A 24,217-nucleotide genomic window follows, 5' to 3' on the forward strand; every position below is an offset into this window, starting at 1 on the left:
TAAAAGCTCAGGGAATGAGCACCGCAGCCCCGTTCACCGCCCCGCTGCGCAGCGCCTGCACGGCGGCATTGGCGTCGTGCAGCGCGAAGGTCTGCACATGGGTTTGCAGCGCCAGATTCTCCAGCAAGGTGAAGAAGTCCTCGCCGTCGGCGCGCGTGAGGTTGGCCACCGACCTGAGCACCCGTTCGCCCCAGAGCAGCCGGTAGTCGAAGGAGGGAATGGCGCTCATGTGGATACCCGCGCAGACCACGGTGCCGCCCTTGCGCGTGGCGGCCAGCGCCGCCGGCACCAGTTCGCCCGCGGGCGCAAAGATGAGCGCCGCGTCCAGCGGGGCCGGGGCGGCGTCCGGGGAACTGCCGGCCCACACGGCCCCCAGGCTGCGGGCGAAGTCCTGCCCAGGCTGGTCACCGGCACGGGTGAAGGCAAACACATCCTGCCCCTGGGCCACGGCGACCTGGCAGATGATGTGCGCCGCGGCACCGAAGCCGTACAGGCCCAGGCGGCGCGGCAGGGCGGCGCCGGCCAGGCGCCAGGCGCGAAAGCCGATCAGGCCGGCGCACAGCAAGGGTGCGGCATGGGCGTTGTCGTAGCGTGCCGGCAGGGCAAAGCAGAAACGCTCGTTGGCGGCAGCGTACTCGGCGAAGCCGCCGTCGCGGTCGTAGCCGGTGAACACCGGAAAGTCGCAGAGGTTTTCGCGGCCCATGGCGCAGAAGGCGCAGCGACCGCAGGCGCCGCCCAGCCATGGGATGCCGACACGCTGCCCGACGGTGAACCGCGTGGCCCCGACGCCGAGGGCGATGACCTGCCCGACCACCTCATGCCCCGGCACCACCTGGGGCCGCCGCGGCGGCAGGTCGCCGTCGAGGATGTGCAGGTCGGTGCGGCAGACCCCGCAGGCGAGCACGCGCACCAGCAGGTCGTGGTCGCCGGTGGGCGGCAGCGGTTTGTGGGCCGCCAGCAATCGCCGTCCGGCGGGGTCGGCGGTCATTGCAAACATCGAGGTCGGCAACATGCCACCATGGTACGCAATCCACCCCGGCATGGGTGGGGTTGGCGGGCTTGTCCTTGATCTGGCGCAAGCCGAAAATACGGTGCAGGTGGGATCATGTGGCATGTGGCATGTGGCATGTGGCGGCCATCGCCACAGAACGGGGGTTTTCATGGCGCTTTACGACCCACGTCCCGAGGGGCAGCACACACTGCCTCCCATGGACGTTCCCCTCAAGCTCTGGCTGGCCCGGCAGGCACACGGCATCTCGCCGGCGTCGCTCATCCTGGCCTACACCGACTGGCTCAGCCACCTGGTGGTTTCTCCATCGAAGCAGGCTGACCTGGGCGCCAGCGCCTTGCGCAAGTGGCTGCTGTGGCTGCAGTACGCGCCGCAGCCCTGGCAACAGGAGCCCCCCGTGAGCGTGGAGCCGCTGTCGCAGGACAAGCGCTTTTCGCGGCCCGAGTGGCAGGTGCCGCCGTTCAGCGTCCTGGCTCAGGCCTTTTTGCAGCAGCAGCAGTGGTGGGCCGAGGCCATGACTGGCGTTCGAGGGGTATCGCGGCACCATGAGGAGGTGGCCGCCTTCACCACGCGGCAGTGGCTGGACATGCTGTCGCCTTCAAATTTTGTCGCCACCAATCCCCAGGTCCTGAAGGAGACGCTGGGCAATGGCGGCATCAACCTGGCCACCGGGCTGGCCAACTGGTCGCGCGATGCGCTCGCCGTCCTCACTGAAGGCAAGCCGCGCGGCGTCGAGGAGTTCACGCCCGGACAGGGCGTGGCGCTGACGCCGGGCAAGGTGGTGTTCAGGAATCACCTGATCGAGCTGATCCAGTATGAGCCCGTCACGGCCGAGGTGGATACAGAGCCCGTGCTCATTGTCCCGTCATGGATCATGAAGTACTACATCCTTGACCTGACGCCCGACGACTCGCTGGTCAAATACCTGGTGGAGCGGGGGCACACCGTCTTCATGATTTCATGGCGGAACCCTGACAGTGCCGATCGCGACCTGGGCATGGACAACTACCTGGAAATGGGCGTCATGGCGGCCCTGCAGGCGGTTCGGGCCATCCGGCCGCGCGCGCGCATCCACGCGATGGGCTACTGCCTGGGCGGAACACTGCTGGCCATCGCGGCGGCGGCCCTGGCCGGCAGCAGCCCCAACCCGCTGAAGACGGTGACCCTGCTGGCGGCGCAGGCCGATTTCCACGAGCCGGGCGAACTGGGGCTGTTCATCGATGAGAGCCAGATCGCGTTCGTCGAAGACCTGATGGCCGAGTGGGGCTACCTGGATGAGCGGCAGATGGCGGGTGCCTTCGCGCTGATCAATTCCAAGGACCTGGTCTGGTCCAAGCTGGTCCATGAGTACCTGATGGGGGCGCACACGCCCATGACGGCCCTGCGGGCCTGGAATGCCGATGCAACGCGCCTGCCCGCCCGCATGCACAGCGAATACCTGCGCTGGCTTTACCTGCACAACGACCTGGCCGCGGGCCGCTACCGCGCTGCCGGCCACGTGGTGAGGCTGTCCCATATCGAGCTGCCGCTCTTTGTGGTCGCGACCGAGGCCGACCATGTGTCGCCCTGGCACTCGGTGTACAAGATTCACCGCCTGACCTCCAGCCCGGTCAGCTTTGTCTTGAGCTCCGGCGGCCACAACGTGGGCATCGTCAATCCACCGGCTGGTCCTGCCGCGCATCCGCAGGCAAGCTACCGCATCGCCTCCCATGCGCCGGGCAAGGCGCCTGCCCATCCCCACGACTGGCTCGACACGGCGGCGCGGCGTGAGGGTTCATGGTGGCCGGGCTGGCATGACTGGCTGAGGCAGCACTCGTCTAGCATGGTCAAGCCGCCGCGTGTCAACGCGGTGATGTTCGAGGGGGCTCCGCTGGCAGCACCCGGCCGCTACGTGCACCTCGACTGACAGGCGCGACCGGCCGGGAGAGCGGTCGCAGGCCACGGGGCGGCAGCTTAATGCGTCGTCGGCCGGTTCCCCGCGCCATCCAGGGAGGCGGAAAGACTGGCTTGCCAGGCTTGCAGTGCCGGCTTGAAGCTGTCGCCGGCGCTGGAGCCCAGCAGGTGGCTGGCGCAGCCCATCATTTCCAGCTGGGCCTTCATCATGGCCGTCGCAATCTGCTGCCAGTAGTGGGCCGCCTCCTGCATATCGAAACGCAGCAGGTCCGACTCAATGGTGAGCAGCTCGGCAGGCCCGTGCGGGTCGCGCAGCCTTTGTGCAGCCGCCTCGTGGTGGACCGCGGCCTGGTGCGCGGCCTGTTGCTGGACTTTGCGGATGGCTTCGGAGCCGCGGAACATGGCGCTCGCACTGTCGGCTACCAGCGCGAACTGCAGGCGACCGAGGTTGGCCAGCAGGTTCCAGGGGGCGAAATCGGCGGCGCTCGCCTCGTGGGGCGGCGCACGCTGAGTGGTTTTGGTACTCATGGGGTTTCCTTTCGTTTTCAGGGTGGGGTGGGTGGAGGGATTAGCGCCGCAGCGCCGGCTGTCGTTCATGCTCATGAATGGCCTGGCAGGCGGTGCAGTAGGGGGTAGCCGGCAGGGCCGCAAGCCGCCGCAGATCGATGGCTTCGCCGCAGTCCAGGCAATAGCCATAGTCCGAAGGATGGTCGGGCCTGGCGTCGTCCAGCCGGCGCAGCGCGGTCAGCACCTGCTCGAGTTCGTGGGCGGCATGGTCCACCTTGGCGTCGGCGACCGTCGCCAGCGACTGTTCCGTTGCCACGTCCTTGAAATCCGTCACATCGTGCGACTCGGCTTCGGCTGCTTCGTCGGGCAAGCGGCCGGCGGCGCGCAAGACTGCGCGCAGTTCGCCCCCGCGCTGGGTGAGGAGCAGGCGAAAGCGCGGTGCCTGGCTGCTGTCGTAGATTTCCATGGCGAGCTTTCGTTGATCGTCGTTGAGGTGTCGTTGACGGTGTATTCCGTGTTTCAAATTCCATTTTGTGGGGCGCAAGTGCTGCCATCGTTGATCTAAAGCAAAGGCTGGCGCTGTCCGGGCGCTAATCTCAATACGGTTCAGTTAGCACACCGCGTGCAGTGCCGATCGTCTCCTTCCCCCGCTGGGGGAAGTCCGGGATGGGGGCTCACGGCGTGGGCGTCGAGCGACCGTGCTGACCTGGTCGTCGCTGGCCCCCACCCCAACCCWCCCCCGGAAGGGGAGGGAGCTTCAAGGGTCCTTCACTGAACGGTATTGGCGCTAATCTGGTTTTGTCAGACGGGGTGGCCCGCCTGCGCACAAGGAATTCCATGAGCGTACGTAATCTTGAAGCCCTGTTCCAGCCCGCGTCGGTGGCGGTGATTGGCGCTTCCGACCGCGAGGGTAGCCTGGGGTCGGTGGTGCTGCGCAACCTCAAGCTCGGCGGCTTCAAGGGGCCGGTCTGGCCGGTCAACCGCCGGCATGCGAGCGTGGATGGCGGGCCGGCCTGGCCCGATGTCGAGTCGCTGCCGCAGGCGCCGGACCTGGCCCTGATCTGCACCCCGGCACACACCGTGCCGGGACTGGTCGCCGCCCTGGGCCGCAAGGGTACGCGCGCCGCCATCGTGCTCACGGCAGGGCTGAAGCAGCCGGCCGTAGAGGGTGGCTCCGCAGGCGGGGTCTCGCTGGAGCAGGCCATGCTGGATGCTGCGCGGCCACACCTGCTGCGCATCCTGGGGCCCAACTGCATTGGCGCGCTGGTGCCGGGTGCCAGCCTGAATGCCAGCTTTGCGCCCGGCAATGCCCAGCCGGGCCGGCTCGCGTTTGTGACCCAGTCCGGCGCGCTGGCCACCGCCATGCTGGACTGGGCCAACAGCCGCGGCGTCGGCTTTTCGCATTTCATTTCGCTGGGCGACAGCGCCGATGTGGATTTCGGCGACGTGATCGACTACCTGGCCAGCGACCCGGGAACCCGGGCCATCCTGATGTACGCGGAATCGATCAAGGCGGCACGAAAGTTCATGTCGGCCGCGCGTGCGGCCTCGCGCAACAAGCCGGTGATCGTGGTCAAGGCCGGGCGCGCGCCCGATGGCGCCCGGGCGGCCGCCTCGCACACCGGAGCCCTCGCCGGTTCGGACGCCGTGTTCGACGCCGCGGTCAGGCGGGCCGGCATGCTGCGGGTCGACACGCTGGAGTCACTCTTCGATGCCGCGGAAACGCTGGCCCATGCGCGCCCGTGGCGTGGTGAGCGGCTGGCCATTGTCACCAACGGCGGCGGCGCCGGGGTGCTGGCGGCCGATGCTCTGCAGTTGGGGGGCGGCAGCCTGGCGCAACTGAGTGAGCAGACGCTGGCCGCCCTCGATGAATGCCTGCCGGCGACCTGGTCGCACGGCAACCCGGTCGACATCATTGGCGATGCCCCGGTCAGTCGCTACCAGGACGCCTTGCGCGTGCTGCTGGCTGCGCCCGATGTCGATGCCGTGCTGTTCATGCATGCACCGACGGCCATTGTTGCGTCCAGCGAGATCGCGCTGGCCTGCCTGCCGATGATGCAGGCATCGGCCAAGCCGGTATTGACGTGCTGGCTGGGTGGTGCCGCCGTGGCGGCTGCGCGCCAGTCCAGCGCGGGGGCGGGCATCGCCTCCTACAGCACGCCTGAGCGCGCGGCGGCGGCGTGGCTGCAGCTGCTTGGCCATGCGCGAAACCAGCAAGCCCTGCAACAGCTCCCGGCCGCCACACTGGACGACTTCACGCCGGACAGGGCGCAGGCCGGGTTACTGCTTCAACAGGTGCTGCATGACGGCCGCGAGTGGCTCGACGGGGCGTCGGCCCAGGCGCTGCTCCAGGCCTACGGCATCCCTGGCGTTGAAACCGTGCAGGTCCGCGACGTGCAGGAGGCCGTCGCCGCCGCCAGCCGGATCGGCTACCCGGTGGCCCTGAAGATTGTGTCGCCGCAGGTCATCCACAAATCCGACGTCGGCGGTGTCGTGCTGGGTCTGGCATCCGCCGAAGCCGTCAGGGCTGCGGCCGTGAAGATGTCTGGGCAGGTGACGCGCCTGCTGCCGCAGGCGGTGGTGCTGGGCTTCACTGTGCAGGCCATGGTGCAACGCCCTGGCGCCCATGAACTGATCGTTGGCATCGCCACCGACGCCGTGTTCGGCCCGGTCCTGTTGTTGGGCGAGGGCGGTACCGCCGTCGAGCTGCGCAAGGACCATGCGGTAGCCCTGCCGCCGCTCAACACCAGCCTGGCACGCGACCTGGTCGCCCGGAGCCGGCTGGGGCCCCTGCTGGCCGGTTATCGCGGCCGCCCGGCGGCGCACGAGCAGGCGCTGTTGACCACCCTGCTGCGGGTGTCGCAGATGGCCTGCGACCTGCCCTGGCTGGCGGAACTCGACATCAACCCGCTGCTGGTCGATGAGCACGGCGTGCTGGCGCTGGATGCGCGGGTCAGGCTGCGGCCGGTGCCGGCGGGCGAGGGCAGCCGGCTCGCCATCCGCCCGTATCCGTCGGCGCTGGAAGAGCGCGTCCAGCTGGCGGGGTGCGAGTTGCTGCTGCGCCCGATCCGGCCCGAGGATGGCCAGCGCCTGATGGCCTTCTATGCCGGCGCGTCGCCTGCCGACATGCGCCTGCGATTTTTCATGGCACGGCGCGAGGTGCCGCATTCCGAGTTGGCGCGCTACAGCCAGATCGACTACGACCGCGAGATGGCCTTCATTGCGCTGGCGCCCCAGGCGTCTGGCGGTCACGCGATGGTGGCGGAGGCGCGGGCCGTGTGCGACCCGGACAACTTGCGCGCGGAATTCGCCATCCAGGTGACGTCCGGCTGGCAGGGCAAGGGCCTGGGCCGCCTGCTGCTGGACAAGCTGACCGCCTACCTGCGCGAGCGCGGCACGGCCGAAGTCGTGGGGCAGTGCCTGCAGGAGAACACCGGCATGGCCGCGCTGGCGCGGCAGGCTGGCTTCGAGGTCTCGGCCGAGCCGTCCCAAGACACCATGATGATGCGCCTGCCGCTGCGCTGAAATCCTTTCAACTCCGGAGCCACCATGTCCACCTACCATCAAATCCTCGTGCCGGTCGACGGCAGCCCCACCTCGGAAAAAGCACTCGACGAAGCCATCAGGCTGGCCCAGCTGACCGGCGCCAGGCTGCGGCTGGTCCATGTCGTGGACGAGCTCAGCTATGTCAACGGCTTCGAGCCGGCGATGAACTACCTCAATGAAATCATTCCGCTGATGCGGGAGGCGGGCGAAAAATTGCTGGCGCATGAGCGGCAAAAGGCCGTGGACAAGGGCGTGGAGGCCGACTCCGTGCTGGTTGTGGAAGGCCCGGGCCGCATTTGCGACCATGTGGCGGAGCAGGCGCGGCGCATCAAGGCAGACCTGATCGTGGTGGGCTCGCACGGGCGCCGCGGCATCGGCCGGGTGTTGCTGGGCAGTGATGCCGAGCAGATCGTGCGGCATGCGCCGGTACCGGTGCTGGTGGTGCGGGGCGACCCGTCTGCCGGTTGATGCCCGCTGATGCCCGCGTTGATGTGCCCCGGTGAGAAGAAGCGGCCGGCTTCCCGCAGCCCTGCGCAGGGACGGCTTTGTCGCCTGTCCCCGTGCGGAAATCTGCTTCATCGTGGCGCACCTTTTGTCCTTCTGATCTGGACCCTTCTGATCTGGATCAAACGGGTCCCACTCCGCATATCTCCGCCTATCTCCGCATATCGAACGACTGATTTAGATCAAGCGGACGACCTGCAGCGCGCGGCAAACTTTGCGCCATGACCACTGTTTCGCCCGACCTTTTGCGCCGATTCGACATTGCCGGGCCCCGGTACACCTCCTATCCAACGGCCGACCGTTTCGTCGAGGCATTTACCGCGGCCGACTATGGCCAGGCGCTGGTCCAGCGCCAAAGCGGACCGGCCGCGCTGGCGCAACCGCAGCCGCTGTCGCTGTACCTGCACATCCCGTTCTGCGAATCGCTGTGTTACTTCTGCGCGTGCAACAAAATCATCACCAGGCACCACGACCGTGCGGCCACCTACCTGCGCTATCTCGGCCGCGAAGTGGACCTGCACACGGCCCAGCTGGGTCTGGAGCAGCCCGTCACGCAGCTGCACCTGGGCGGTGGCACCCCCACCTTCCTGTCCGACGCCGAACTCAGGGAACTGATGGCCATGCTGCGGCGAAGTTTTGCACTGGTGCCCGGAGGCGAATACTCCATAGAGATCGACCCGCGCACCGTGGACGGCGCCCGCCTGGCCACGCTGGCCGAGCTGGGCTTTAACCGGATCAGCTTCGGCGTGCAGGACTTCGACCCCGACGTGCAGAAAGCGGTGCACCGCATCCAGCCTGCCGCGCAGGTGTTCGCGCTGATGGAGCAGGCGCGGGCGACAGGCTTCGACTCGGTCAACATCGACCTGATTTATGGCCTGCCGCGGCAGACGCCGGAATCGTTCGCGCGCACGCTGGCCCAGGTGCAGCAGCTGCGGCCCGACCGCATCGCGCTGTATGCCTACGCCCACCTGCCCGAGCGCTTCAAGCCGCAGCGGCGCATCGTGTCCGCCGAGCTGCCCGGCGCTGCGGCCAAGCTGGCCATGCTGTCGCAAGCGCTTTCGGGCTTCGAGGCGGCGGGCTATGTCTACATTGGCATGGACCATTTCGCACTGCCCGGCGATGCGCTGGCCATTGCCAAGCGGCAGGGCCGCCTGCACCGCAACTTTCAGGGCTACAGCACCCAACCCGACTGCGACCTGATCGGCCTGGGCGTCTCGGCGATTGGCCACATTGGCGCGACCTACAGCCAGAACGCCAAGACGATGGAAGAGTATTGCGACCACCTCGACCAGGGACGGCTGCCCGTGGCGCGCGGTCTGGCACTCAGCCGGGACGACCTGGCCCGCCGGGCCGTGATCATGGCGCTGATGTGCCAGGGGCAGGTGCTGTTTGAATCGATCGAGCAGGCTTGGCTGCTGGACTTTGAGACCTACTTTGCGGCCGAACTCGAGCAGTTGAGCGAACTGGCCGACGAAGGCCTCGTGGTGCTGGATGACGCCGGCATCCAGGTCACGGCCAGGGGCTGGTTTTTCGTGCGGGCCGTGGCCATGGTGTTCGACCGCTACCTGCAGGCCGACCGCAACCGCGCGAAGTTCTCGCGCATTATCTGAAGAGCTCCAGCGGTCATGTCCACTACCCTCGCTGTCACGGCGCTGCTGATGGGGCTGGCGGGTGGCCCGCATTGTGTGGCCATGTGCGGTGCGGCCTGCGCCGCCATGCCCCGTGCCGGCCATGGTTCGCCTGCGCCCGCATCCACGCCATCGCGCTCGAATTCGCGCTCGCTCTGGATCTTCCTGGCAGGGCGGCTCGCCGGTTATTCCGTGGCTGGGGCCGCGGCCGCGCTGGCGGTGGAAAGCTTTGCCTGGCTCACGGCCCATGCCGTGGTGCTGCGGCCGGTCTGGACGCTGTTCCATCTGGCGGTGCTGGCGTGGGGACTGGTGTTGCTAGCCCAGGCGCGTCAGCCGGCGTGGGTGAATGCGGCCGGCCGCTCGGCCTGGGCGCGCATCCGCCCGCTCGCGGCGGCGCGCGGTGGTGTGTTTGCCATGGGCGCGCTGTGGACCTTCATGCCCTGCGGCCTCCTGTATTCGGCGCTGCTGGTTGCCTCACTGAGCGGCGGCGCGTCGCAAGGGGCGCTGTCGATGGCGCTGTTCGCCGCTGGCAGCGGCGCCTCACTGGCGCTGGCACCCCCGCTGCTGGCGCGCCTGCGGGACGCGGGTGACCGGCTGCGGCAGGACTGGGGCACGCGCGCGGCCGGCGCCCTGCTGGCGCTGACCGCTGCGTGGGCCCTGTGGGCGGACCTTGCCGCCCGCGTGGCCGCCTGGTGCGGGCTGGCTTAGCCGCAATACGGTTCAGTTAAGAACCCGTGAAGCTCCCTCCCCTTCCGGGGGAGGGGTGGGGTGGGGGCCAGCGACTACCAAGTCAGCACGGCGGCCCGATGCCCACGCCGTAAGCCCCCATCCCGGCCTTCCCCCAGCGGGGGAAGGAGAGGATCGGCACTGCACGCGGTGTGCTAACTGAACCGTATTGGGCTTAGCCGCTGTATGTCGACCCGAGCTGGCCCGCCGCCGGTCAATGGAGAGGGACAGATTCCAGATAGCAAGGCATGTGGCAGGTCCAGTGCAGCTCGCGCTCGATGCGCTGGCGCATGGCATCGGCGGCCGCCGGTTCGCCGTGGGTGATGAAGGTCTTTTTGGGTGCCGCCTTGAAGCCCTTCAGCCAGCCGATGATCTCAGCCGCGTCGGCATGGGCCGACAGGTCGTCGAGCATGGCCACCTCGGCATGCACGGGGATGTCTTCCCCATGGATGCGTACGCTGGGCGCACCGCCGGCAATGATCGCGCCGCGCGTGCCGCCGGCCTGGAAGCCGGCGAACAGGATGGTGTTGCGCGGGTCGGGCGCGAAGGCCTTGAGGTGATGCACCACGCGCCCGCCCGTCGCCATGCCGCTGGCGGCAATGATGACCATAGCGCCCTTGCGCGTATTGAGCAGGCGCGATTCCTCCGGCGTGCCCACGATGTGCGCCGTATGCGTCATGGCCTCGCATTGCGCGGCCGTCAGGCGCAACTCGTTCCTGTGCTTGAGGAACACCTGGGTGGCGCTGGCTGCCATGGGGCTGTTGAGGTAGACGGGCAGGTTGTCGCGAATCACGCCCTGGGCCTTGAGCAGATGGATGCAGTACATCAGGTTCTGGGCCCGGCCGACCGCGAAAGCCGGGATCACCACCACGCCGCCGCGCGCAGCGGTTCGGTTGATCACCTCGCCAAGCGCCGTCAGGGGATCGGAATTCTTGTGCAGGCGGTCGCCGTAGGTCGACTCGACGACCAGGTAGTCTGCACCGTCCATCTGTGAGGGCGCCTTGAGCACCATGTCGTTCGGGCGGCCGATGTCTCCGGAAAACAGCAGCGAGCGTGAGCCATTGTCCAGCCGCACAAACGACGATCCCGGCATGTGGCCCGACGGCGTCAGGCTCGCGTTCAAGCCCGGCGCCGGCTGCCAGTGTTCCCCATAGTCCACCGGGTGGAGTAGCTTTAGGCAGCGTTCGGCGTCTTCGCGCGTGTACAGCGGCAGCGCGGGCGAATGCTTCGACAGGCTGCGCCGGTTGGCGTATTCGGCTTCCTCTTCCTGCAGGTGGCCGGAGTCGGGCAGCAGGATGCGGCACAGGTCGGCGGTGGCGGGCGTGCAGTAGACCTTGCCGCGAAAGCCCTGGCGTGCCAGCAGCGGCAGGTAGCCGCTGTGGTCGATGTGGGCGTGGGTCAGTATCACGGCCTCAATCGCGGATGGCTTCACCGGCAAGGGCGACCAGTTGCGCAGGCGCAGCTGCTTGTACCCCTGAAACAGACCGCAGTCGACCAGTACCCTGGCCTTGTCGTGCTGCACGAGGTACTTGGAGCCGGTCACCGTGTCGGTAGCGCCGAGAAACTGGAGTCGCATGGAAATCCTCGCCGTGTGAGTGGCCAGTTTCCGGCCGTTACGCCACGGGCGGATTGATTTCGATCAAGTGCGGCCCTTGGAGCGAAGAAATAGAGTTTGAAATGTGCAACATTCGACCCGTTGCGGTCACTGAAAATTGGGCTTCGAACGACGGGACTGCAGCGGGAACGGTCAGTCGCGGTTCATGCTCGATGGACAGGTCTGGGCCAGAAGCAGAGATTCTTAATGACTGCTTCTGGCTGACCAACTCGGGTAGCCCCCCTGGGGGCTGGAGGTAGTTGCGTATTCCAGTCCGACACAGCCCTCTGAGCAGGAGTTCATCGCCATTGCTGAACTAAGATAAGAGCACATATTCAACAAGAAGTGCCGTAGGCGCGTACTGCCGCGTAACCGAAGGGAGCAGACATGCAATGGATCGACGAAAAGGCTCTTGAGACCTGGGCCGAGCGAATGAACGCCCGCGACATGCTGATGGCAATGTTGGCGGACCTGATCCGCATGACGATTGACGACGCGACTCGATTCCGTTTCCCGAGCGGCGAGGTCAGCCAGTTGCGAGGCTGGGACGGAGATTTGGAAACGACTGAGGCCAAGAGCTTCGTTCCAGTCGGCAAGTCCAAGTGGGAGTTCGGCACCGGCCCTGGCGAAGCGAAGGCGACAGCCGACTACGAGAAGCGGACCCGACAGACGCCTCCCGCGGAGATGGCTGAGAACACCCTGGTTCTGGTCAACCTCGGCTCCTGGGACACGCCGAGGAAGAAGATTCCGGAGTGGGAGGACGACCGTCGTCGAGAGGGCAAATGGAAAGACGTAAGGTACCTTGATGGCGTTCAGCTCGTCCAATGGCTGAAAGACCATCCTGCGATTGCTGCCCGATACGCCCGCAATGTCCTCGGGACGGCCCCCCGAGAAGGCGCCTTGAGCACCGATGAGTACTGGGAAGAATTCAGCACGCAGTTCAAGCCGCCGCTCACCGAGAAGCTTGTAATCGCTGATCGGCAGCGCGAGGCGGACGACCTGATCGCGAAGCTTTGTGGTCCGGCCGACTCCTTCATGCTCGGCGCTGAGACCTCCGAGGAGGTCGTCGCATTCGCGGTAGCCGCGATTCGACGTGCAGCGCCGGCCGTTCGCGAGTCGCTTGAATCCAGAACGTTGATCATCCGTACTCAGATGGCTGCCCGGTTCTTTGAGATGCACACCGGATTGGCCTTTATCGCAACGGGCGAGGCCGAATCACTGGTTGGCGTGCTCGGAAAAAAGTGCCCCACGCTATCTGCCGCGACCGGTGCCTTGGCCAAGCGCGGCGCCATGCTAAAGCGCCCAACGGCCTCAGGCATGGTGGAAGGCTTCATTGAGATGGGGCTTGATCATGGCCAAGGCTACGAGCTCGCACATCGATGCGGGCGCAGCTTGACCATCCTAAAGCGACTGATCAATAACAAGCCAGCTGCTGACCCGGTCTGGCTGCAGCAGGCAGCTGTGCTGAAGCCCGCCTTTCTAGCAGGGGGATGGTCGAGCGATCTCGAGACAGACTGCGCCGTTTTGAAGGAGCTGGGGGACTACCCCGCCTACGTGACGTTGGAAGGCGTGCTCATGCCAACGCTCGCCTTGCCTGATCGCCCTGTGGACAGGGAGGCTGACGTCTGGCAGGTGCGTGCACCGGTCGATGCTTTCTTCTTTTACGGCAGTCAGCTGACCGCAGCAGACCTCACGCGGCTGCGCAACGCCATCGTCAAGGTATTCGGCAAACAGCCTGAGCAGCCGTCGCGAGATCAAAAGTTCAACCAGGCCAAGGCCGCTCCCGCCGACTACAGCAAATGGCTGCGCGATGGGCTTGCGTTGACGCTCCTCATCATCGCGTCAATGCATGACGTCGCTGGCCTGCACGTCAAAGGCAAGACGCCTCAGCAGTACGTCGATGACGTAGTCAACGCGCTGCCGGATTGGAGCAAATCGCACCATTCGATACTGCGCCTCGGCGATCAGACCGCGCTACTCGCGGAGGCCGCCCCCAACCCTTTTTTGAAGGCCCTCGAGTCTATGCTCGAGGGCGCCCCTGAGCAGACTTCACAGATATTCGAAACGGAGCGCGACCGCTTCTTCGGTCCGTCGAGTCCGCATGTGCATTTTCTCTGGGCGCTTGAGACGATTGCCTGGGACCCACGGTACCTCAACCGTGCTGCGGTGGTGCTCGCCAAGCTCGGCCAGCTGGATCCGGAGCCGGAATCGAACCACGTCAACCGGCCGATCAACAGCTTGCGCGACATCCTATTGGGCTGGTCGCCCAACACATACGCATTGCAGCCCCAGCGCATTGCATGCCTCGATGCCATCATCAGGGAGTGTCCCGACGTCGGCTGGCAGTTGCTCAAGAAGCTCCTTCCGCGTAGTCACGACTCCAGCTCGCCCACGCAGCATCCGAAGCTGCGGGACTTCGCGCCAGAGAAGCCCGAAGAGATCACCTTCGGTTTGGTGTGGGACTTTGAAGCCGCCGTTGTCGATCGAGCACTCGTGGCAGCTGGCGATGACAAGACACGCCTTAGCGTCTTTGTAGAAGCGTTGGGGCAACTTCAACCACCGAATCGTTCGAAGGTGCTCGCCCGCGTCGACAGCTACCTCGCCGATCACCAAACGGCCGAAGGCTGCACGATCTGGCATGAGCTCAAGGATGAATCGGCTCGCAATGAATACTTTGGCGACTCAGACTGGGCCCTGACCAACGAAGAGTTGGCCGCTGTGAAGGAGGTGGTCGAGCGTCATCGTCCTGCCGACCCCCTAGTGTCCGACCGCCATGCGTTTGATGACTGGACGCCGCACATTGGCAAGTACCAGGCAGTCTCTGAAGACTTCGATGACCCCACTGACCTGCGTAAGAAGGTTCTTCAGCGCGTGCTTGACCGCGACGGGGTGCTGGGCGTCCTGAGGCTGGCGAACATGGTTAAGTTGCCAGAGCTGCTCGGCCAAGTGCTGGGCCACCTCTCCATCACGCTGGATCAGATGTTTGAGCTGATGCAAGGAGCACTCAATCCTGCCGCGCCACCGAGTCTTTCGTACTACGTATCGGCCGCTGGTGCAGACAAGTTCGGCTACCAATGGACGGACGCATTCAAGGACCGCGTTCTGGCGCAAGTCGCGGACGACGCTGAGAAAGCCAAACTCTTGCTCGGTTGGCCAGCTACCCCGTCGACCTGGGCCTATGTCGATGGCCTTGACAGCGAGGTACGCGACCAGTACTGGCGCAACGCGGGCTTACTGCCAGTCCAAGCTCCGCTCGACGAGTTGCTGTTCGCGATTGAACAGTTCCGAAGCGTGGGGCGAGACATCGACGTCTTGGGCCTGTTGTACACGCGTGGCAAAGACTTGCCGTCGAGCCTGCTGGTGGACCTACTCGCCAAAGGGGCCGGGCAGGTTGGCAACGGCATCAAGCGCTTGGGCAACATGCTGTCGTACTACATCGCGCAGGCGCTGAAGGAAGTGCGTACGCGCAGCGATGTCGACAAATTGGAGATCGCGAGGTTGGAGTACGCTTACCTGCCTCTGCTGCGCCATGAGAGTGAGCCTTTGACCGTCTTCAGCCTTTTGGCTTCCGATCCCGAGATGTTTGTCGACGTGATGTCACACGTATTCAGAGGCAAGAACGCGTCCCCGGACCAGGTCATCACAGCCGAAATGAAGGCACAGGCGAACATCTCATACAAGCTGCTGTCGGCGTTCAAGACAGTGCCTGGGCTGCGCGAGGGGAAAATCGATGCTCAGATGCTAGCTGAGTGGGTTGAAAAGGTTCGAACACTTGCATCGGCAAAGGGCCTCGATGACATCGGTGACCAGCGCATTGGCTACGTTCTCGCTCATGCATCGCAGGACGCAAGCGAGCCGTTCTGGCCACCATCAGCGGTGTGTCAGGTGATCGATGCGGTCGCTGCCGAGCATGTCGAACGCGGGTTCGCCATGGAGTGCTTCAACAAGCGCGGCGTCTATGGAAAGGGAATAAACGAGGGTGGTGGGCAAGAGCGCGAGCTCGCTGCGCGTTACAAGGGCTGGGCAGATGCGGCTTTGAAGTACCCGCGGACGTCGGCGATGTTGATGGCCATCTCAGATGATTGGACACGCCATGCAGAGCATGCAGACGTCAATGCTGAACAGAGCAAGATGAAGATGTAGATTGCTCGACATCCACTACTGGCAAGAATCGCCCCCGTCAGCTATCCTTGTGACACAGCTTGAAGTCCGCTCTTGGGAAGTGAATCTGACGTGAGCGAATTCCGCTTTGGGTCAGGAGCTGCCAGCCACTCCAAAAACCTGAATGACTCTTGCCAGTCTTCTGCTGTCGTTCAGCCTGCCGCAGTGAACGACAGCAGATGGCCGACTGTAGCTGTTTCTACTGGCCGAACTTCGGGGTCCTGAGCCGACAGTGACGCCCCTCGTTGGGTGTCCGCAATGAGAGACCGGAGCGCTCATCCGGCCGACCTCACGCCTGCGCGAACATCCCTTCGAGGAATGATGTGATGTTCCGCATCGCGCGCGAGATGTAATTCTGCGCATTTTTCCGTACTTCATGAGTGTGGCTCATTGGTTCATAAAAAATACTCGTTGGACTTTGTCCGCTTCTCTCAGCGATAGTGGGTGCAACCAAAAGGACAAATACAAGCTATGCGAACAAACCTCCTCTGGCCGGTTTTGGCCGTCGCCGCCTACACGGCCTTCACAGCCTTCCCAGTTCAGGCCCAGACCACTTCACAGGCCACAGCGGCGCCTTCGATGCATCCGGTCGGCTACGGCGCACCCATGTCCCTGGCTGCGGCCAAAAAAGTCACAGATGCAGCCATGAGCGAGGCGAAACGCGTTGGGGTGCCCATGGTCGTTGCCATTACGGATCAGGCCGGTGTGCTGCTCTACCTCGAAAGGCATGACGATGCCATCTTGGCCGGTGTGACGGTTGCACAGGAAAAGGCCAAATCAGCGGCGGCGTTCAAGAGGCCCACAAAAGCTTTCGAGGATGTCATCGGCGGGGGCGGTAGCGGCAACCGAGTGTTGGGACTAGCGGGCGCTGTGCCGCTCGAGGGCGGCTTGCCCGTGATTGTTGATGGGAAGATCGTGGGGGCGATCGGTGTCTCTGGGGGGAGCGGTGCGCAGGATGGGCAAGTGGCAAAGGCCGGACTTGAGGGGTTGAAGTGAGTCTGTATGTAGACGTTGGCGGCCTCGCGAACGTCCTTTGATGCGTCAATCAGCCCGCCGTCAATCTCGGCCCATGCCCTCGGTGCCAACGAATATTCCGGAAGAACCCATGCACGCAGAACCGCCTAGCCGTGCGGTGCTGGAGGCGGCTCCCGCTTGCGGCCGCCAAGCAAACGGGCACCGGCATCAAAGCCACGGCAAACCCCCGTGGCGACCATGCCGGTGACGGCGAGCATCGCCGCCGTGTGAACGCCTAGCGCCGCGAGCGCCAGTGTCAGCAGTCCCGATCGGGTCATCTCCAGAACCGATGCGTCCCCTGCGCAAAGCGGAATCAGTGCCGGCACCAGCATCAAGCCGGCGCCGTGCGCGGTGGACATCATGAAGGACCAGAGCGCCAGCCCGGCGTGCCCTGCCGGTGCGCGCGCCGCCTTGGGTGTGTGGCCTGACAGGTGAAGCACTGCTGCGATGGCAAGCAGGCCGCCCGCCAGAACTTGCAGCGCGAAGCGATCCATGGCCATGCCGAATACCACCGCGCCGGCCACCAGCGCGACCGATGCGGCGTGCCCGGCTGCGATCGGCACCAGCGCCCGCAGTGCCTGCGCCCGGTCGCGCGAACGCAGGCCCCAGGCAGCGGCCAGCATCCAGCCGGTGGCAGGGTTCAGCCCATGAAGGGCACCGACCCCCGCCACCACGAGCCACGGCCAAAGGCTTGACATGATGGTCGCGCCAGTCTGGGCCGGTCAGGCTTTCTCGCTGCAGCACGAGCCGGCTTCAGGCGCGGGCGTAAATGCGGACGCGGTTTCGTAGCGGTCGTGGTGGCGCACCCAGTCCATCTTGTAAAACCCGTCATGCTCGTCGCGGCCCTTGGGTGCGAGATCGAGCATGCTGTACGTGCCTATCATCACTTCCACGCCGCGTCCGTAGGTGGAATAGGTGTGGAAGACCTGGCCCTCGCTGTCCTTGTAGAACAGGCTGATGCCAGGGGCCTCTTCGGCCGGGAAGGGCTGCATGGTGTAGTTGTAGTTGACGGCGCCGGTGGCCTGCTCTTCTGGCTTGAAGCTCACGTGGAAGTCGTAGTTGAAGTCGTTGCCGTTCGATGAAACCCACTTGAACTGCCAGCCCATGCGCTGGCGGAAGCGCTCGATCTCGGGCAGCGTCGCGCGCGAGACGGCCACGAAGCTCACATCGCGGTGCTCCAGGTGGATCTTCATGCCGGCGGTGTGGTCGGCCATGAAGGAGCAGCTGGGGCAGCCCTGTTCCCACCCCGGCCCGAACATGAAGTGTTGCACCAGCAGCTGGCGGCGCCCTTCGAACAGGTCTGCGAGCTTGCGCTGGCCTTCGGGGGCGTCGAAGACGTAGTTTTTCTCGATGCGAACCCAGGGCAGGGCGCGGCGTTCGCTGGCGATCTGGTCGCGCAGGCGCGTCAGTTCCTTCTCTTGCGCCAGCAGCGTCTTGCGCTCGGCAAGCCATCGCTCCCTGGACACGACGGGATGGTTCACGGTGTTCACTTTGTTCGCTTCGGCAGTTGCTGTACTCATGGTTTTCTCCTTGGCTCGATGAGCCGTTTGCGTTGGTCAATGCGCTGCCCGACCCGTGCTGGTAACAGGTGCGCTCGTTATCGGCCGGTGAGTGGGCCGAATGGGTTGTCAGCGCAAGGGCGCCATGCCTTGCGCGCTGCGTTGATGCGGTCTATACGGCCTTGGGCCGCCGCACGGCGCGGACTTTTCCGCTCTTTCCGCCGCCGCAATAAAAGAGGTCCGCACCGTCGGACTCCAGGCCGCTGACGCCGACACCCTGTGGCATCTGCAGCCGCTCGAGCACGGCGCCGCTCTTCGGGTCGATACGGCGGATCTCGCTGTCGTCGCCCTCCCAGGTGCCGTGCCACAGCTCGCCGTCCACCCACGTCACGCCGGTGACGAAGCGGTTGGACTCAATCGTGCGCTGGATGGCGCCTGTCTTCGGGTCAACCTGGTGAATCCTGCGGTCGCGGTACTGGCCCACCCACAGGCTGCCCTCCGCCCAGGTCAGGCCCGAGTCGCTTCCGCTACCGGGCGCCGGGATGGACGCCACCACCTTGCCGGTGGCCGGGTCGATCTTGTCGATGCGCGTCTCGGCGATTTGGTAGAGGTGTTTGCCGTCAAAGGCGGTGCCGGCGTCGCCGGCACACTCCAGCGTGCGCGTCTGCTCGCCGCTGGCGGGGTCGAAGGCGATCAGCCTGGCCCCCGTGGCGGCCCAAACACGCTGGCCGTCGTGGGTGACGCCTGCAATGTCATTGACGCCGGGGAAGGGACCGTATTCGCGCACGATCTCGGCAGGGCGCGCCTTGGCTTCGGGTTTGTCGTTAGGGGTCTTGCGGGTCATCGTTGCTCCTTGTGTTGCACCGTCCGTCGGCGCTTAGAACCTGTTCACTGCCTAAACGGCCCCGTTTAGGCAGTGAACAGGTTCTTGGAGTCAACTCTATCCAATCGGCAGCGAAGCGGGGAGTAACAAGATCGTCGTGAATCCCGCCAGCGGCGGCGCCAGCCAGCGCTGCGCCCGCGCCCGCCCGATGGAGCGCGCCCGCCCGGCGGCCTCGAGATCGGCGAGTGCCCGCTGGACGGTGCGCTGGCTTGCCCCCAGGGCCAGCGCCAAGGCTGAGGTGGACCAGGCCGCGCCGTCCGACAGCAGCGCCACCAGCGAGGCCTGCTCGCCGTCAATGGGCGGCGCCAGCACGGCCACGTCGCGCTCGGCCAGCGGCTTCAAGATAAAGCCCCGTTCGGTCGCTTCGATGGCCGCGAGTGTTTTGACCAGCGCGCGCAGACGGCCGATCTCGACCCTCAGGCGCGCCCGATGTGTCTCGTCAGGGCGCCTGGTGCGAAAGGCGGATTCGATCAAGGCTTCGCGGCTCACGTCGCCCGGCCATGCTTCAGCGAGCGAACGTGCCAGTGTGAACAGGACTGGCCGGCGCGCCAGCGGCCGCCACTGGTCGCCGGCACCCAGCCCACGGCGGCAGGCATCGACCACCAGCGCGTCTGAGGCCAGGAGCGCCGAGACCTCGTCGAGGCGCAGCGCCTGCCCGCCATCGGCGGTGAGGCGCCGGGCAGCGGGACGGTCCAGTGCAGCGCGCGCTTCTGTGACCTCGGCCATGAGCGCAGGCACCTGTGCGCGTTCAGCCGCCGCGTGCGCACGCGCCAGCGCCATCCGCGCCTCGCCGACGCGCAGTGAGCGCAGCGCAAGTTCGGCTGCGGTCAGTTCGGCCACCGCTCTCAGCGAAGGCGGGAGGCCGCGGGCATCCAGCTGTGCCAGCGCGGCCGTGGCCTCGCCCAAGCGGCCCAGCAGCAAAAGCCGGCGCGCCGTGATGAGCCACGCCTGCAGCGCATTGGCACTGTCGGCATGCGCCTCGAGCGTGGCTGCAGCCGCTGCCAGCGAGCGCGGCGAGCCGGCGAAGTCGCGCATGGCCAGCGCCACCTCGGCCTCCGCAACGACGCAGCGGGCCCGCGCCAGCTCCTCGTGGGCGCCAAAGCCACGGGCAGCGCGGCGAAGGAGTTCGCGGGCGCGCGCGTGCTCACCGAGCTGGGCCATGGCGATGCCGCGCAGGGCCAGCGCCGGCGGGTCGTCGCGCAGGGCGACCCGCTTGAGGGCGCCGAGCGCGTCGCCGGCGGCAAGCGCGCGCGCGGAGGCGGTAATCAGGGAATCCATGCCCATAGGCTACACCGCCTTGCTGATGCAGCGCCGCGCTTGCAACTTTCCGGGCCCTGGCGCGCGCGACCAAGGATAGTGTCGGCGTTGAACATGCAGCCCTGGCTCCGCCTGCGACCAAGGTCAGCCAGCCTTGGTCGGGAGTTCCGCACTGGGTACCTCCTCCGGGGGGCGCACACGGCTGAACATGGACAGGAGCAGGATGTCATAGATGATTTTCAATGCCCCACCAACGATCAGGGGCCATCCGAATGTAGACACGCCAAGAAGGTAGCCGGCCAGCGCGGGACTGGCGGCAGCAGCCAGGCTGCGCGGCACAGACGTCACGCTTGCCGCAGCGGCGCGCTCCTGCGGTGTCACGATGGCCATCACATAAGAGCTTCGCGTAGGCACGTCCATCTGCGACAGCGCGCTTCTGACCAACAACAGAGTCACAGCGTAAGACAGGTCGGTACAAAACGGAATCGCAATCAAGCACAGGCTGGACGGTAGATGGGTATAGACCATGGTCTTCACCAAACCAATGCGGCTGGCTATATGAGCCGCCACAAGGTATGAAAACGCTGTCAGCAGGCCGGCCCAGAAAAAGATGGATCCGGCTACTTCGATCGAGAGGCCAAAGCGCTGATACAGCCACAGGGCGATCAACGATTGAACAACAAACCCACCGCCGAACGCATCCAGGCTGAACAGCGTTGCCAGGAGGTAGACCCGCCGTTTCGAAGGACCCAGTGCCGACTTCGGTTCGGCGGCTTCTGCAGCAGGTCGCAACGGCAGACCGCGGTACAGTGCGGCCATCACAAGAGCCAGCAAGGCATACAGGACGAACATCCCCTGGATGGCGGTCTGCGTAGCGATACCCGCCATCGGCGCTGCCAACCCAGGCAAGGCGGCTGCCAGTGATCCAAAAGCCGAAAACAAGGTCCCCGTCAAGCTGTAGCGCGCGAAGACGGCCGTGCGAGATGGGCCTTCGACATTACTCGCCAGCATCGCATGCTCGACGGGCATGAAAACGCTCACGTCGCCACCCGACGGATTCAGCGTGCCAACGAACGCCACCAGCATCAGCGGCCAAAAGCTGTTCAGTGAGGCGATTCCCAGGCCTGTGAAAGCCATCAATGCCGAGGCGGCAAGCAGCAAGGGCCGGTGGTCGTAGCGCGACGCATGCGTACCAATGAGCAGGGTCAAGACGCCGGACCCCAGCAACGTTGTGGTTGCGATGAGCCCGACCTGAAACGGCGTCAACCCAAGATTGAGCAGATAGACCGGCAGCAACAAGCTGACGAAGCCGTCGCCAAATCCCCTGATCGCCTTGGCAGCGATCAGCCGGTTAAGACTGGTTAAGTGAAACGTAAGCACAGTTATTTGCTCCTAGGCCCGGCGGCATCTGATCTAACCGCCGGATCTCACGTCGCAGCGGTCTTGGGGATTAAGGGCAGCTGCGCGGCTCTCCAGGCCTCGATGCCGCCTTCCATAAATTGCGCGTTCACGCCGTGTGCCCTCAGCGACAAGGCCGTAGAGCGGCCAATGTCCAGGCCGTGGAAGCAATACACCACGACAGGGCGCTCAGGATCAAGCGTGCCAACCCAGGCGGGTACTTCTGCAGGATCGGCATAGCGTGCGCCCTTGATCATGTCGTTGGCGTCCGCGAAGGTTTCGGCGCGGCGAACATCAATCAATTGCGCGGTCGCCTGGTCGACGGCAGCAGGCTCAAGTCCAAACCCGAAGGCACTGGCTTTCACGGCGGCACCATAGCGCGGATAAACGGTGTCCCAGTTGATATTGCGCATGAACGCATCGACATAAGCTGCGGCTTTGGCGCCGAAGTCCAGGTGGTAAGCGTGCTCATACATATCGAGCGCCAGGATCGGCGTGGCGCCGGCCAACAAGTGCGTGTGGTCCGCCGCCCACTGGTTGACCAGCCGGCCTTCACGCGATGACCAGGTGAGGATGGCCCAGCCCGAGCCACCGCCCATGGCCTTGGCCAGCGCGGTGAATTCGCTGCGCCAGCGTTCGACCGAGCCGAAATCGCGGGTGAACGCAATCGAGAGGCCATTCGACGGCAACACACCATCGCCGCCCAGGTTCTCGAAATACAGCTCATGCAGGTAGACCGAGTTCGCAGCGATCAACTCCTCCCGTTTGAGACCGTTGATCGTGAAAACCGGCGTTGTATCCCAGGCCAGTTGCGCGAGCTGGCCCCGGATGGCGTTGAGGCGCTTGGCCGCACCGGTGTAGTTGTTGTCATAGTGGCTGCGCAGCAGATTTTCAGACAGACCGTCGAGTTTTGCAGGGTCCAGAGAAAGGGTTTTGAGTTGAATGTCCATGGTATTTCCTATTGGTTCATCATGAGGGGATAGAGCGCCAGGCCGGCGAATGCGGCCACCAGCACAACGACGGGTTCGGGCAGTTTCTTGAAGCGCCAGAGAATGGCGGCCGTGCCCAGGGCGAGCGCCGCCGTCACCACGTCGGTGATCGACCGCTGGCCCAGCACGATCACAGCGCCGGCAATGGCCCCGATGGCTGCGGCTGTGACGCCGTCAACGAAGGCGACGATGCCGGGGTGCTTGCCGTGTTTTTTGAAATAAGGCGCGGGGATCACGGTCAGCAGGTAGCAAGGGACAAAGGTCGCAAGGGCCGCTACCACAGCGCCCCAGAATCCGCTGGTCAGGTAGCCAATAAAGCCCGTGGTGATAACGACCGGCCCTGGGGTGATCATGGCCACCGCCACGGCATCGACAAACTGGCGGTCCGTCAGCCAGCCGTATTCCTGGACCACTCCGCCGTAGAGGAAGGGCACGATCGCCAGGCCGCTGCCGAAGACAAACGACCCCGCATACGCGAAGAATTTAGCGATCTGCCCGAGCTTGTGCCAGTCGACGCTATCGCTTGCCAGGGAGCCAGCCAAAGGAACGGCCGCGAAGGCAATTCCATTCAAGCGACCTCCAGCACGCTTGAGTGGACCGCGCGCCGCCCAGACCAGCAAGCCGGCGCCCAGGAACACCCAAATGACTTCGGAGTGCGTGATGATGGTGACGGCTGCGCTGACCAGGTAGATAACCCAGAGCAGCTTGTCCTTGCCAACGCTTTTGGTGGTGAGCTTGTACGAACTCAGCGCGATGATGCCGATCACCGAGGCACCGACCCCATAGAACACCGCCTGCATCCAGCCGATACCGCCGTAAGCCGTGTAGGCCGCGCCCAGCGCCACGACCATGATGAAGGACGGCAGGACAAAAGCCAGGCCCACCAGCGTGGCACCGACAAGGCTGTAGTGGACGTAGCCGAGGTAAATGGCCAGCTGCGCGGCCAAAGGACCGGGCATCAGCTGGGCCAGCGCAATGCCTTCCTTGTACTCAGCCTCCGAGATCCAGTGGCGCTGCTCGACCAGGTCGCGGTACATGTAGCCGACCAGAGCAACGGGACCGCCGAAGCCGATGGTCCCAAGACGCAGCATGTAAGTCACCATTTGCCACAGGGTATAGCTCGGCGAGGCAGCCGCCGCTGCGGCTGGGGTTTCGAGAGCCTGGGTCATGGCCGGGCCCTCCGCAGAGAGCGGGCGTGCGAACCCGCAAGCGCCGAGATACGCTTGTGCGCCAGGTGCGCAGTGCAAAAAAGAAGGAAAAAGCAAAAGACCAAGTGAAGCTCCTAATTGGGCGTGGTAACCCATCATCAGGAGCAGTACTTGGGGCACCGGAAGGCACCCTTGGCAGACGGGGAGACCGCTCAAGTCCCCGCTAAGTCAAATTCTATGTCAATTGAAACCCCCCTGTCGAATCCGAAGCGCAAGAAGGGCAAGGAATGGAAGGTGACGTTCAAGGATCCGGCAGCCAAGGACAAAGCCAAAGAAACCTTGTACATGGCGACCCTGCGCGCCCGTGGACGGTTCGGTCACCCGAGAAAAGCCGATGGCGGCTTTCTGGATGTTGAGTTTTAATGGTTGACTTGCCAGTCAGCAGTCGTTCATGGTGGTCA

The 24,217-nt window shown here is 65.0% G+C and carries 19 protein-coding genes; 8 read left to right on the forward strand and 11 right to left on the reverse strand.

The window, feature by feature from the left end:
* Nucleotides 1–7 precede the first annotated feature (7 nt).
* Nucleotides 8–997: a zinc-dependent alcohol dehydrogenase family protein gene (locus tag AC1DUR_RS16015; protein ID WP_477719701.1), complete on the reverse strand. Its 990-nt coding sequence runs from the start codon at nt 995–997 to the stop codon at nt 8–10.
* A 163-nt stretch (nt 998–1,160) separates the two neighbouring features.
* On the opposite strand from AC1DUR_RS16015, the gene AC1DUR_RS16020 reads away from it, so the two are divergent.
* Nucleotides 1,161–2,915, forward strand: coding sequence for a PHA/PHB synthase family protein (locus AC1DUR_RS16020; RefSeq protein WP_477721751.1), 1,755 nt, complete (start codon nt 1,161–1,163; stop codon nt 2,913–2,915).
* A gap of 47 nt (nt 2,916–2,962) precedes the next feature.
* On the opposite strand, the gene AC1DUR_RS16025 is transcribed toward AC1DUR_RS16020, so the two are convergent.
* Together AC1DUR_RS16025 and AC1DUR_RS16030 are read right to left on the reverse strand one after the other, a co-directional pair.
* Nucleotides 2,963–3,430: a phasin family protein gene (locus AC1DUR_RS16025; protein WP_477719703.1), complete on the reverse strand. Its 468-nt coding sequence runs from the start codon at nt 3,428–3,430 to the stop codon at nt 2,963–2,965.
* A gap of 40 nt (nt 3,431–3,470) precedes the next feature.
* A complete protein-coding gene (locus AC1DUR_RS16030) occupies nt 3,471–3,875 on the reverse strand; it encodes a TraR/DksA family transcriptional regulator (RefSeq protein WP_477719704.1) in 405 nt (134 codons plus the stop codon).
* 371 nt (nt 3,876–4,246) lie between these two features.
* Between AC1DUR_RS16030 and AC1DUR_RS16035 the strand changes: the two genes are divergently transcribed.
* From AC1DUR_RS16035 to AC1DUR_RS16050, 4 genes are all read left to right on the forward strand, one after another.
* A complete protein-coding gene (locus AC1DUR_RS16035; protein ID WP_477719705.1) occupies nt 4,247–6,934 on the forward strand; it encodes a bifunctional acetate--CoA ligase family protein/GNAT family N-acetyltransferase in 2,688 nt (895 codons plus the stop codon).
* 24 nt (nt 6,935–6,958) lie between these two features.
* The gene (locus AC1DUR_RS16040; protein ID WP_477719706.1) at nt 6,959–7,423 is read left to right on the forward strand and encodes a universal stress protein; all 465 of its coding nucleotides are present in this window, start codon (nt 6,959–6,961) and stop codon (nt 7,421–7,423) included.
* A gap of 257 nt (nt 7,424–7,680) precedes the next feature.
* Nucleotides 7,681–9,069, forward strand: a complete 1,389-nt coding sequence (gene hemN / locus AC1DUR_RS16045; RefSeq protein WP_477719707.1) for an oxygen-independent coproporphyrinogen III oxidase — start codon at nt 7,681–7,683, stop codon at nt 9,067–9,069.
* A gap of 15 nt (nt 9,070–9,084) precedes the next feature.
* Nucleotides 9,085–9,795, forward strand: a complete 711-nt coding sequence (locus AC1DUR_RS16050) for a sulfite exporter TauE/SafE family protein (protein WP_477719708.1) — start codon at nt 9,085–9,087, stop codon at nt 9,793–9,795.
* A gap of 232 nt (nt 9,796–10,027) precedes the next feature.
* Here AC1DUR_RS16050 and AC1DUR_RS16055 read toward each other — a convergent pair whose 3' ends face one another.
* Nucleotides 10,028–11,389, reverse strand: a complete 1,362-nt coding sequence (locus AC1DUR_RS16055; RefSeq protein WP_477719709.1) for an MBL fold metallo-hydrolase RNA specificity domain-containing protein — start codon at nt 11,387–11,389, stop codon at nt 10,028–10,030.
* Between the two features lie 405 nt (nt 11,390–11,794).
* On the opposite strand from AC1DUR_RS16055, the gene AC1DUR_RS16060 reads away from it, so the two are divergent.
* Together AC1DUR_RS16060 and AC1DUR_RS16065 are read left to right on the forward strand one after the other, a co-directional pair.
* Nucleotides 11,795–15,550, forward strand: coding sequence for a hypothetical protein (locus AC1DUR_RS16060; RefSeq protein WP_477721752.1), 3,756 nt, complete (start codon nt 11,795–11,797; stop codon nt 15,548–15,550).
* Between the two features lie 489 nt (nt 15,551–16,039).
* Nucleotides 16,040–16,564, forward strand: a complete 525-nt coding sequence (locus AC1DUR_RS16065; RefSeq protein ID WP_477719716.1) for a GlcG/HbpS family heme-binding protein — start codon at nt 16,040–16,042, stop codon at nt 16,562–16,564.
* 125 nt (nt 16,565–16,689) lie between these two features.
* Here the strand turns inward: AC1DUR_RS16065 and AC1DUR_RS16070 are convergent, their stop codons facing one another.
* The 7 genes from AC1DUR_RS16070 to AC1DUR_RS16100 all read right to left on the reverse strand — a co-directional run bounded on the left by AC1DUR_RS16070 (nt 16,690) and on the right by AC1DUR_RS16100 (nt 23,777).
* Nucleotides 16,690–17,280, reverse strand: coding sequence for a hypothetical protein (locus AC1DUR_RS16070; protein WP_477719717.1), 591 nt, complete (start codon nt 17,278–17,280; stop codon nt 16,690–16,692).
* Nucleotides 17,281–17,304: 24 nt separating this feature from the next.
* On the reverse strand, nt 17,305–18,102 hold the full coding sequence (locus AC1DUR_RS16075) for a DUF899 domain-containing protein (RefSeq protein ID WP_477719718.1): 798 nt from the start codon (nt 18,100–18,102) through the stop codon (nt 17,305–17,307).
* A gap of 151 nt (nt 18,103–18,253) precedes the next feature.
* Nucleotides 18,254–18,925 (reverse strand): Vgb family protein, encoded by a 672-nt coding sequence (locus AC1DUR_RS16080; protein ID WP_477719719.1) that lies wholly within the window; start codon nt 18,923–18,925, stop codon nt 18,254–18,256.
* A 96-nt stretch (nt 18,926–19,021) separates the two neighbouring features.
* Nucleotides 19,022–20,242, reverse strand: coding sequence for a helix-turn-helix domain-containing protein (locus AC1DUR_RS16085; protein WP_477719720.1), 1,221 nt, complete (start codon nt 20,240–20,242; stop codon nt 19,022–19,024).
* 123 nt (nt 20,243–20,365) lie between these two features.
* The gene (locus AC1DUR_RS16090) at nt 20,366–21,601 is read right to left on the reverse strand and encodes an MFS transporter (RefSeq protein WP_477719721.1); all 1,236 of its coding nucleotides are present in this window, start codon (nt 21,599–21,601) and stop codon (nt 20,366–20,368) included.
* A 47-nt stretch (nt 21,602–21,648) separates the two neighbouring features.
* On the reverse strand, nt 21,649–22,569 hold the full coding sequence (locus tag AC1DUR_RS16095; protein ID WP_477719722.1) for a Fe-Mn family superoxide dismutase: 921 nt from the start codon (nt 22,567–22,569) through the stop codon (nt 21,649–21,651).
* 8 nt (nt 22,570–22,577) lie between these two features.
* On the reverse strand, nt 22,578–23,777 hold the full coding sequence (locus tag AC1DUR_RS16100) for a chromate transporter (RefSeq protein ID WP_477719723.1): 1,200 nt from the start codon (nt 23,775–23,777) through the stop codon (nt 22,578–22,580).
* A 216-nt stretch (nt 23,778–23,993) separates the two neighbouring features.
* On the opposite strand from AC1DUR_RS16100, the gene AC1DUR_RS16105 reads away from it, so the two are divergent.
* On the forward strand, nt 23,994–24,179 hold the full coding sequence (locus AC1DUR_RS16105) for a hypothetical protein (RefSeq protein WP_477719724.1): 186 nt from the start codon (nt 23,994–23,996) through the stop codon (nt 24,177–24,179).
* Nucleotides 24,180–24,217: the final 38 nt, after the last annotated feature.

The sequence above is a fragment of the Polaromonas sp. P4_F4 genome (genome assembly GCF_056401355.1).